Source organism: Phormidesmis sp. 146-12 (assembly GCF_052939495.1).
In genome coordinates, this window is record NZ_JBJPHS010000138.1 from 4,389 (window position 1) to 14,239 (window position 9,851).

The following is a 9,851-nucleotide window of genomic DNA, read 5'->3' on the forward strand; positions in this document are numbered from 1 at the left end:
TCATCTCGCGTTCCCGTTGCTTACCGACTTCCTGTTCGTGAGGAATGGTGCTAGGGGGCATCTCAGACTGCATGGAGTCGAGTACAGCTAATTTCTGTTGTTGTTGCAGCCAGCGTTGCTCGACTTGTTGAAAGGTAAGCTGTAAGCGGTCAATCTCTGCCACTTCCTGTAAAACATTGGGGGGTGGAAGGGCGGCCATTTCAGTCGCTTGTCTGGGCGCTAAGGGTTTGATCGGTGGCTGATTGAGCCGTTGGATCTGAATCTCAACCTGTGCCTTCTGAGTCTCCAATCGTTGGCGTTCACGAGTGCGATCTGAAAGGACTTGCCCCACCAAAACTGTATCGCCCTCTTTTACCTTCAAATCCTCCGGCGCTGTCAGGGTGAGTTGCAGCTTAAAGCGTCCCGTCCTCTGAGTTGGGGTAGCCGTTGGTGAGGGAGTCGGGGCGGAAGATGATGTCGGCGTTGGGTTTTGGGCTTGAGCCACACAGCCAGTCAGCAGCACTGCCACTATAAATATTTTCAGTCTCATTGGGGGCGGGGACTAATCACTTTCAGGATTAGTGTGCCCTTGCCCTAAAGTTAAGCGATAACGGCTCAAATCAGCCGCAGCAGGAAACTCCCACAGCATTTGAAGGTAGGCTGTGATCTCTGAAGCAGCGGAAGTGAAAGGAGAAAACGTTGCTGGGTTTCCTATGCCAACCGAACTGGCAAGATCGAGGACTGTTTAATCCAACTGATAAACCTGAACGCTTTCTTGTTCATTGGGGTCATTACGCGATACTAATGCGATCGCGGCTTCGGTGCTACTTAAGTTGACGGGTTGATGGGGCACCCCATTGGGAATGAAGATGAAATCTCCCTCCTGGTTCACGACAGATTTAGAGAGATTTTCACCATAAAAGGTTTGTACGTTCCCTTTTAAGAGATAAATTGCTGTCTCAAATCCATCATGAAAATGCGGTTCTGCCTTTGCCGAAGGTGGGATAACGACAATGTTCATCGATATGCCCGTTGAACCAGTCGTCTTTCCAGAAATACCAACGTAGTTAGGCAATCGTTGAATCGTATCGGTTGTTTCTGACGGTCTGACCGTTACTATTTCTTGATCTAAATTCATGGGAATCCCCCGTGCATATTGATGTTGGCTAGAATTGCACTCACCCTCAGCAGGTCATTCTGCATCATAACCGATCAACTCTTGGCGATCATTCGGCATGATGTTAGCCCTCTTCATGGATGAGAGACTTCAATTTCGTTAGTCAACTATTACTCCGGCAATGAAACAGAAGGCATAATGGAATAGAGGCATAGAGAGGTTGGTTATGGATAAACCAGATGCCCGACATCTTTCGATTGACACCCAGAACTATCTGCGGCAGCAAGCGGTTCGACTGCGGCAGCAAGGCAAGCGGGTGAATGAGATTAGCGAGTATTTAGGCGTTCATCGCAACACCGTTTGCGAATGGTGGTGGGAGTACGAACACTACGGGGAGGTTGCTCTGTTCCAACAAGTGCGAGGGCGACAGGTTGGGGAAGGACGAACGCTGGAAGATTGGGAAGAAGCAGCGGTACAAACGGCGATAGAGGGGCATTTTCCTGAGGACTATGGGATTGAGCACGCCCTGTGGACTCGACGAGCAGTGCAAGCATTGATTGAGCAAGTGTGCGGGGTGGTGATGCCGATTCGTACTGTAGGAGAATACCTGAAGCGGTGGGGGTACACACCGAAGAAGCCATTACAGAGAGCCTATGAGCAAGACCCCCAAGCGGTAGAGGTGTGGCTTGAGCAGGAGTACCCCAAAATTGAACAGCGTGCTCAGGTAGAAGGGGCAGAAATTGCCTGGGGCGATGAAGCAGGAGTATCTTCAATCGAGTCTGGCGGACGAGGATATGCTCCGAGGGGTGAGAAGCCAGAGGTGCGCCCCAGTCAGCGCAAACGAGAACGGGTCAACTACATTGCCAGTATCAGCGACGGTGGTAGCGTGCAGTTTATGCTGTACACCTGTAAGCTGACTGCGGTGCAGTTTATTGCATTTTGTGAGCGGTTGATTGCTAAGCGCACCCGCAAGTTGTTTTGGATAGTAGACCGTCATCCAGTGCATCGCCAAGCGGAAGTGAAACGATGGCTAGAGGCTCATGAGGAGCAGATTGAGTTGTTTTATTTGCCGTCGTATTCGCCTGAGTTGAATCCAGTGGAGTATTTCAACGGGGATGTGAAGCAGGGGGTGCATGACAAACCGTTGAGCCGGAATTTGAGTCAGTTGAAGCGGCGGGTGTTGTCTCAATTACGAAAGCTACAGAAGTTGCCCGTTCACATCAGAAATTATTTCAAGCATCCATCGATTGCTTATGCTGCTTTGTAAATCGCATTCTATTTGATTGCCGGAGTAATAGGACGCGGACTTATCACTTTCAGCGCGAGTGTACCCGTCCCGTACTGGTCACTCAAGCCTTGAACTGCCTGTTCGATCGGGTGATGATTCAATACGGCAGTAGACCCGCTTAGAGCAGCCGTCTGTAGGTGATTCGGAATCATGGGAAATTGAACGCGCTCCGGCACGTCGATCGACATCTGTCCTGTCAGCAAAATCAACGCGCCGGGGTGGGCACTCATCACCTCTTGCAGCTTCGGGGCGATCTCCTCATCGTTAAAGGCAAGGCTGATCACTTGAGTTGTAGCAGGACTGCCCAGCGCCGGAGTGACTCGATCTGCAAGAATCTGCTTGCCTGTTTGGTAGAGTCCTTTGCCATCGGAGACAACAAACTCATTGCCCTCGACTGCCACAATAAAAAACCGCCCATCGACACGGGTACGATCGCTGGACCAAATGCCGTTGATCTGAGCATAGATATGATTGCTTGATGCCTTCTGGTTGTACACATCGACCGCAGCTTCCCGCATCCCCAACGCCTGCACCACGTTTTGAGTAATCCCGCCCCCGGTTGCCGCATGGACACCCACCAACAGGAGAACGATCGCCAAACTCAAGACCCATAGTTCCGTCGCGCTGCCCGTGGTGATCCGCCGTCGAGGGTTAGCCACACTCACGGCCCAAACGGGGTAAGGGTAAAACAACATCACGCCCTGTTTGGTAAAGCAGTCACTAAAACACGCGAGCAGATGACCTAATGGGAGCGCTGCCCACACGCTGATGTTTTGAGTGAGAGAGCCGATCGCCAAACTGAATGCCGCAATTCCTAACGTCGCTAACAGGCTGTGGGTAATGGTTCGGTGGGGGTAACGCTCCTCAATCCAGTTGCTGATGGGGAAGAGGATCTTACCGATCGTGCTGGTCGAGGTATCGATGTCTGGAAGCTGCGAGCCAACTAGAGCCAAACAAAGTGCCAAAGGGTCAGCGGTTCCGAGGATTAAACTGACTCCGGCGGTGGCGATCGTGGCATGAGTGATCGACATCATGAGAAACTATAAACAACCTCTGAGCGGCAGGATGCTTATAGATTGCCCAGGCGCAATTAATTCCAGCAAATCGATGATGAACAGATCCAACAAGGGCTGAACCTGCTCATCCAATCACAAACTACTCGTCGTTCGACTTGCGTAGCACTTCAGCCAACCTAGCCAGACGGTCTAGCAAGTAACCAACAGCTACGATGGTTGCAACCGCAACACCACCGTTAACTATCATGGTTGCTGCGTCCGCTGGAATTGGAAAGGTTGGCTGAGATACGGTCGCAAGCACACCCGTTTGGGCAAGCTCGTTAGGCATCAGCTATTCTCCATAGTGAAGGGGACAGACCCGGAGCTAAGTCACGAGCAGGTGGAGAAGCTGAAAGACTCTGCAACAAGCTTTCGACAATCTCATACTTACTTCGTAAAATCCTTTTGTATCCGAGCTACTAAAAGATACCCACGTACTAAGAGAAATGTCAATAGTACAGAAAATTGAAATTCCCCTCAAACCAAGTGGCGTTCGAGGGGCATAAGAATGTCAAAAGCTTGTTGCTCAATCATTCTAGGCATTGATTAACGCTTACAGTAGCTCAATCTACCGTTAAAAAGGTTCAGAAATCAATTAAAATTGAGCTAAAAGTGAACCACTCTGGCAGGACTACAAGATGGCTGCTTCCATCAAAGCATCTCCTCACGGACTGACGATCGTTGATTCGGCTCGAAAAGAGTACGGATGGACAAAGACGGATTCTAGATGGTTGGAGATTGCAACCGTCTCCACCGCAACGCTAAAACGCTTCTGGAGAAGAGAACCAATAGCCCAAGATTCTTTCATCAGCATCTGCAAGGCGGCAAAAGTCGATTGGCAGAAAGTTACAGAGTTAGGCTCAGAACATCTTCGCAAATTGCTAAGTGAGGGAACAGATGCTTGGAACGAATGGAAAAACCTTAATCCACCTTTAGGTTACAGCTTCAATGGCGAAGATTTGCAAAACGCTAACCTAGAAGGTGCTGATCTGAGCGGCACATCTTTTGTAAGAGCTAATTTGGGTGGTGCCAACCTAAACAACACTAATTTAACCAGTGCTAATCTCAACGGTGCTAATCTCAACGGTGCTAGATTAAAAGGGGCTAATCTTACTGCTGCTCAGGTTCTTTCAACAGTGTTTATAGGTGCTGACTTGACTGGAGCTTGTGTTCAGGATTGGAATCTCAATGAGGGCACTAGACTTGAGAATGTTGTATGCGACTACATCTATCTTCGACATACCCCATCTGCTACACAGCCATTTGCTGAACGTCGTCCTAGTGATCGCAACTCTATTTTTGCTCCAGGCGAATTTTCTGCACTATTTCAAAAGGTAATTGACACAGTTGACCTAATCTTTGCTGATGGTATCGACTGGCAAGCTTTCTTTCAGTCGTTCCAGCAACTACAGGCGGAGTACGGGACTGGTACATCAATTCAAGCGATCGAGCGAAAGAACAATAGATCGGTTGTAATTCGATTGGAGACACAGCCTGGAACTAATAAAGGTGCAGTTGAACATGACTTAGCGCTTCTCTACAATACAAAACTCGCTCTCCTAGAGGCAAAGTACCGAGATGAATTGAAACTTACGCAAGAAACGCTAGAAGAACATAGACGACAGGCTTCAGATTTAATTGATGTCATCAGAACAATGGCTGATAAACCTATGACTTTGAATATTCATGCCTCAGACTCTACACAAACTACTTCTATTAACTTCGGAAGTGAAGTTCACGGTAATGTCAACATTCACTCAGTAGGACAGCAGACAGACACTTCAAAGATTAATTTTGCAGATGAAGTTCATGGTAACGTCAACATTCATTCAGTGAATCAGAACCAACAGCTTACTGAAGCTATTCAAAAAACTCGCGATTTGCTAGGCAGATTGCTTAGTGATCCTTCTCGCAATGTTCTTCAAGCAGTTCACCACGCAATTCAGTACGATCCAAGTCTCAGAGAGTATATGCAAGACATTCTTGAGGCTGGAGGACTTGAGGCACTGAAGGCTGTGTTCGACGATTCTCCTTTGAGTATTCCAGCAGAAACTGTCAAAGGTTGGTTAGAGGCTGGGGAATGAACTGATAAATTTATCTCTTGATGAAGAGATTTTTCTCGCATCAACCTTCTTCATTGCCCCAACCGTTTTCTTGCACCCCTAACATGCCCCAACTGTTTAAGGGCCATCGCTGCCACAAGACAGACCCCGCCTGTGATGTAAAGTCCCCGGTTGCCCGTCCCCAGCCCCACAAATCGCACGACCGCAAAACTAAACAACGCTGCCACAATCACAGGCATGATCACCACATATTGCGTATGCTCCACGCGATCTTGCTTCATCCCCAACCGCTCACGCTGGATGACTTTACGAGCGATCATCTGATTTCGACCCGCCAGCGTTTGAAGCTCTGCCAACCGTCCTTTGGTGACTTGTAGCCCCAGGCGATCGGCTTCCTCCTGCATCACCGATCGAATCGTGCGATCGTCTGGCAGCTCTAACTCCACCTCCAATAACTCCAAAAACATATCCTTCATCGGGTTGATGGGTGAGAAGGCGATCAGTTTTGCTCCTTGCCCAATCACATCCTCAAACCAATAGCGCACACTTGCCGGGAGCCGTTTCGCTTCAGGTAAAAGGATCAAGGTGTCGTCTCTGAGGTTGGATAAGATCTCTTCCTTTAACTCATCGACTGTGAGCGCCTTTCCTCCTTCGTCGTCTCCCTCCTCGTTAAAGCTAGTGGTTTCGATCGGGATGTCTAACTGTTTAGCCAGCGATTGGAAGAACTGTTTGGTACTGCCTTTGTAAGTAGTGACAGCCACAGCAAATTGACCCTGCAATCTTTCATACAGGGCCTTCGCAAACTCATCACAACCTGCACCCGCTTCTCCCAAAACGACAACACTACTGCCTGATTGGATGGCAGCGATCGTCTTCTCAAACTGCTCAGAGTCTACAGAATCTACGCTGTCACGGCTTTTTGACTTCTGTATCGGTTCAGTAGTTGTTCGGCTAACTGGGCGGGATTCTGCTTTGGGATGGCATTCTCTCGCACCTGGTCAACTTTCTCCTTCAGGTCAGCAGGCAAATCCTCATAACCAATCCGTTTCGACAGTTCGCCCACAATCATTTGGGGCATCGCCAGTCTTTGAGCGGCAATCTCCGACGCTGCACGAAATAACTCATTCAACTGAGTCTCATCTTCCACGATCGGGACTTCCTGAACCTGCTGCGTGGCTGGATCGAGTGAATGGGACTGCTCAACTGTTGCAAGTTCGCCACTTTCACTATCAACAAATCCCTCCATTGTTCCAGCTTCTCGAATGTGGAAATCGAGCCGTTTCATCTTCTGAAACTGAGAATTGTCCAGGTAGACCTTTCCCATTTTGTCCTTACAAGCTTTGATGCCCAAGAACTTGATTCGCTCGTAGTACTGAGTCGATTTAATATCAAGTTCCCGTTGAACCTCTTCGGGTCGGTACTGCACCTCAGTAGCGGAATTTCAGTCAGGTGCGGCGGAATTCTGGTCAGTCATCACAGAAAAATTTTTATTGGGTGGTACATATTATGGGAACCTGAATAAAAAATTCATTCCGAGAGCCTACCGGAATTCCGGTGAAGAGTTGGTAAAGTACCGGAATCAGCAAAAGAGTAAATCAGTAGGTTCAGTGTCAATCTTTTCTCCTGGAATCTGTTTGATTTAACTGAGAAATAGCTATCAGTAATCAGACAGTTGTTGCCCCACATTGCTAATACCATCGTCGTCAATCGAAGCACTACAAAATGGAAGCCAACCCGCCAACAGTAAGGCAAGCAGTCTCAGGTAGTAACGGCGTTTTCCCTTGACCGAGTGAGGAACGATCGCGCCTTCGCTTATCAGATTGGCTGTCTGGTTTCTCACCTGCTCATAACTCAGTCCTGATGCGTCAACCAGTTCGTTACGGGTCAGTCCATCTTTCTGCTGCAACGTTTCTAGAAGCCTCGATCTCGTCTGCTTTCCCTGTCCAGTCGTTTGAAAAATACTCAGCATTTCAGTAGTACTCAGATACCCTTCTTTGCTGACAAATCAAGTCTGGAACGTCAATCGTGAAAGTTCGGATAGATAAATCGTCTCACAAACTAATTTTGGAATGGAGCGATCGTCATACTTCAACCTGTGGGGTTGTTCTAGGGGAGAGCGATCGTTGTTGGGTATATGGTGGGTGAACTGTTTGGCATAGCAAAAAGCCCCCAACGGATGTCAGAGGCTCTGTTTACGAAGAGGCGTTACTTCTTCTTGTCCAACGACTTGAAGCGATTGACCTGCTTCATCACTCTCTCAAAAACCAAGCCGAGAACAATGAGTTCAGCAGCGAGGATGATGGCAGTGAGCAGGATTAGAGGACTTGCACCCTCCATGAAATCGATCGCTTTGATGACCAGCAGATCAGAACGACTCGGAACCTCGACAGAAGGAGAGTTTTGAGAAACTTGTTGCTCTGGCCTTGATTTTTTGAGATTTGGTGTCATGATTAAGCCTGAAAAACTATTTTTGTCCTCTCGGATCAGTTATTGAGTCGAGGGGATTTTTGTATGAAGTGGAAACTCCATTGCCACACCTAGCGCAATAACTTCTCTCGAAACTCGTTATTACTCTATCTGTAGTTCTCGAATTCAGCAAGAAATTGATCAGGTTTTGTGATCTATTGCTAGAACAAGCGTTCTACGAAAAGCAGAATCAAGCGGTCGCTCATTTGCATTCATACAATCCCTACTGACAGACTGGACAGTAATACCCTGCATCGAATTCTTGCCTGCCGCAACTTGGGTTAGCAATGTAGTCGCCAAATAGATAGTGACTGCCCACAAAGGCTTTACATCTAAGGCAGGTGTTTGCAATGTACCGCTCTCTGGCTGTTTGGCTGTAATGGGACTGAAGAGAAGCCCCATGCTGGTTGGCAAGCTGAATGTCTGAAGCAACAAAGTCACCCGCTCCTAGATAACCCATATCCCCCCGCAACGCTGCAACTTTCATCGGTGCCGTACACTTCCAGCAATTTGAATCAATGATTAGTAAGCGTTTTCTCGACGTGTGGCTACCACATTTAGGACACTTGGGAGTCGTGCATAAATTCACACGGTCAGGCTTAAGAGTAGGACTGTCTAAACGACGGGTATCCTCGTCAGACTCTAGAGTGTAGGTCACCACGGTAATTTGGTTACGTTTGTAATAATCTAGTGCAGCCTGTTCGGGGGCATGAGTGACCACCACCTCGATCACTGCGATCACCTTTCCGGTCTGATCTAAGAGAGCAATATCAGGCTGGCAAGTCCCTAAATGATGCTCAGATTCGACCTGAACCGCCTTCTTCAAAAGATTGCCTGTATGCTCTCCTCCACAAGCATTACAGTCCCAATGAATTTCTAAAGGCGATTTACGATCGAGTCCGTCCTGAATTTTTTGACAGAGCAACGTCTTAAAGCTGTAGTGTAAAGCGGTCTCAGGAGTGCAGTTGGGGCTGAGATTCTTGTGGGCAAAATGAGGACGCTTCCGAGAACCTTTACGCAGAATGAAAGGGTTGCTGCACCCTGGACAAACGTAAGATTTCCTCTTCTCAGCATCATCTGCTTTGATAAATTGCCCTATGGACGTTTTAGCAGTGGAGTACAGAATTTCTCTGGCCACAGCAACTCGATCCTTTGCTTCTGTTATGGCCAGTTTTACTCGAACATTTTGGCGATTGCCACTCGTCTACTCATTCACGTCATCCTCACCTTGAAGACAACATCGCCCTTCACAGTTCCGACGACTCCGAATGCAGCCCGTTTCTGCAAATCGTCTCCCATGTTTTCGTACTGTGGGGTAAGCCAACCACTGAAGCGGAATGCCCGTCACTCTCCAAACCAATCGACCGAAGGAATGCAAAATGTCCCAAGCTTCTTCTAAACTCGGCTCTGCGGCAAATTCTTTCAGTTCTGCGCTAAATGCCACCCATTGAGATTGAAGAGTGGGAAGGTGGCAACGCACGCCTTTGGCGCAGCGAAGCTGTTCGTAAGCTGCCATCCCGGTTCGGTAGTGGGCAAAGACATCAATATCAGCCACACTCGCTACTCTCCCATCTGGCTATGGTCAAGCACGAAGATCTTTGGCGGCTCCAGTGACTCAAGCAGGTTGTCTGAGATGAAGGTTGAGGGATGAGCGCTCAGTTTTTCCAAAACACCCTCATATACGCCCCGTAACTCAGTGGCATCTTCGGACAGGTTGGCGATTGACTGCATCACGCTGTATCTCAACAAATAAATCTCTTCTGAGTTCAGTTCAACTTGCATGGCTCACTCTCCTTTGGCGCTTCGATCTAGCGTACATATTCCTTAACGTTGTTTTTGGTGTGTGATTCGTTCAGCCTAAACAGATAGCAAGATCTGGGGAC

General features: G+C 48.3%; 11 protein-coding genes and 2 pseudogenes. 2 read left to right on the forward strand and 11 right to left on the reverse strand.

From position 1 onward, the window contains the following. Both ACKFKF_RS31150 and ACKFKF_RS31155 read right to left on the reverse strand, forming a co-directional pair. Positions 1-529 (reverse strand): annotated as a pseudogene (locus tag ACKFKF_RS31150) (hypothetical protein); the annotation flags it as partial. Between the two features lie 195 nt (positions 530-724). Further along, entirely contained in the window at positions 725-1,117 is a 393-nt protein-coding gene (locus tag ACKFKF_RS31155; protein WP_446871252.1) for a cupin domain-containing protein, read from the reverse strand. Positions 1,118-1,322: 205 nt separating this feature from the next. Between ACKFKF_RS31155 and ACKFKF_RS31160 the strand changes: the two genes are divergently transcribed. After that, positions 1,323-2,363, forward strand: coding sequence for an IS630 family transposase (locus tag ACKFKF_RS31160; RefSeq protein ID WP_446871253.1), 1,041 nt, complete (start codon positions 1,323-1,325; stop codon positions 2,361-2,363). A gap of 8 nt (positions 2,364-2,371) precedes the next feature. On the opposite strand, the gene ACKFKF_RS31165 is transcribed toward ACKFKF_RS31160, so the two are convergent. After that, the gene (locus tag ACKFKF_RS31165; protein ID WP_446871254.1) at positions 2,372-3,415 is read right to left on the reverse strand and encodes a metal-dependent hydrolase; all 1,044 of its coding nucleotides are present in this window, start codon (positions 3,413-3,415) and stop codon (positions 2,372-2,374) included. Between the two features lie 662 nt (positions 3,416-4,077). Between ACKFKF_RS31165 and ACKFKF_RS31170 the strand changes: the two genes are divergently transcribed. Further along, positions 4,078-5,523, forward strand: a complete 1,446-nt coding sequence (locus ACKFKF_RS31170; protein ID WP_446871255.1) for a pentapeptide repeat-containing protein — start codon at positions 4,078-4,080, stop codon at positions 5,521-5,523. A gap of 50 nt (positions 5,524-5,573) precedes the next feature. Here ACKFKF_RS31170 and ACKFKF_RS31175 read toward each other — a convergent pair whose 3' ends face one another. The 8 genes and pseudogenes from ACKFKF_RS31175 to ACKFKF_RS31210 all read right to left on the reverse strand — a co-directional run bounded on the left by ACKFKF_RS31175 (position 5,574) and on the right by ACKFKF_RS31210 (position 9,750). Continuing rightward, positions 5,574-6,263: a hypothetical protein gene (locus tag ACKFKF_RS31175; protein ID WP_446871256.1), complete on the reverse strand. Its 690-nt coding sequence runs from the start codon at positions 6,261-6,263 to the stop codon at positions 5,574-5,576. A gap of 140 nt (positions 6,264-6,403) precedes the next feature. After that, entirely contained in the window at positions 6,404-6,928 is a 525-nt protein-coding gene (locus ACKFKF_RS31180) for a hypothetical protein (protein WP_446871257.1), read from the reverse strand. Between the two features lie 231 nt (positions 6,929-7,159). Beyond that, complete coding sequence (locus ACKFKF_RS31185; protein WP_446871259.1) at positions 7,160-7,471, reverse strand: winged helix-turn-helix transcriptional regulator; 312 nt, start codon at positions 7,469-7,471, stop codon at positions 7,160-7,162. Positions 7,472-7,707: 236 nt separating this feature from the next. Further along, a complete protein-coding gene (locus ACKFKF_RS31190) occupies positions 7,708-7,950 on the reverse strand; it encodes a hypothetical protein (protein ID WP_446871260.1) in 243 nt (80 codons plus the stop codon). A gap of 241 nt (positions 7,951-8,191) precedes the next feature. Further along, positions 8,192-8,893 (reverse strand): hypothetical protein, encoded by a 702-nt coding sequence (locus ACKFKF_RS31195; RefSeq protein WP_446871263.1) that lies wholly within the window; start codon positions 8,891-8,893, stop codon positions 8,192-8,194. 57 nt (positions 8,894-8,950) lie between these two features. Continuing rightward, a pseudogene (locus ACKFKF_RS31200) lies at positions 8,951-9,106 on the reverse strand (competence protein CoiA family protein); the annotation flags it as partial. Positions 9,107-9,172: 66 nt separating this feature from the next. Then, positions 9,173-9,523, reverse strand: a complete 351-nt coding sequence (locus tag ACKFKF_RS31205; protein WP_446871261.1) for a hypothetical protein — start codon at positions 9,521-9,523, stop codon at positions 9,173-9,175. 5 nt (positions 9,524-9,528) lie between these two features. Next, a complete protein-coding gene (locus ACKFKF_RS31210; protein ID WP_446871262.1) occupies positions 9,529-9,750 on the reverse strand; it encodes a hypothetical protein in 222 nt (73 codons plus the stop codon). Positions 9,751-9,851: the final 101 nt, after the last annotated feature.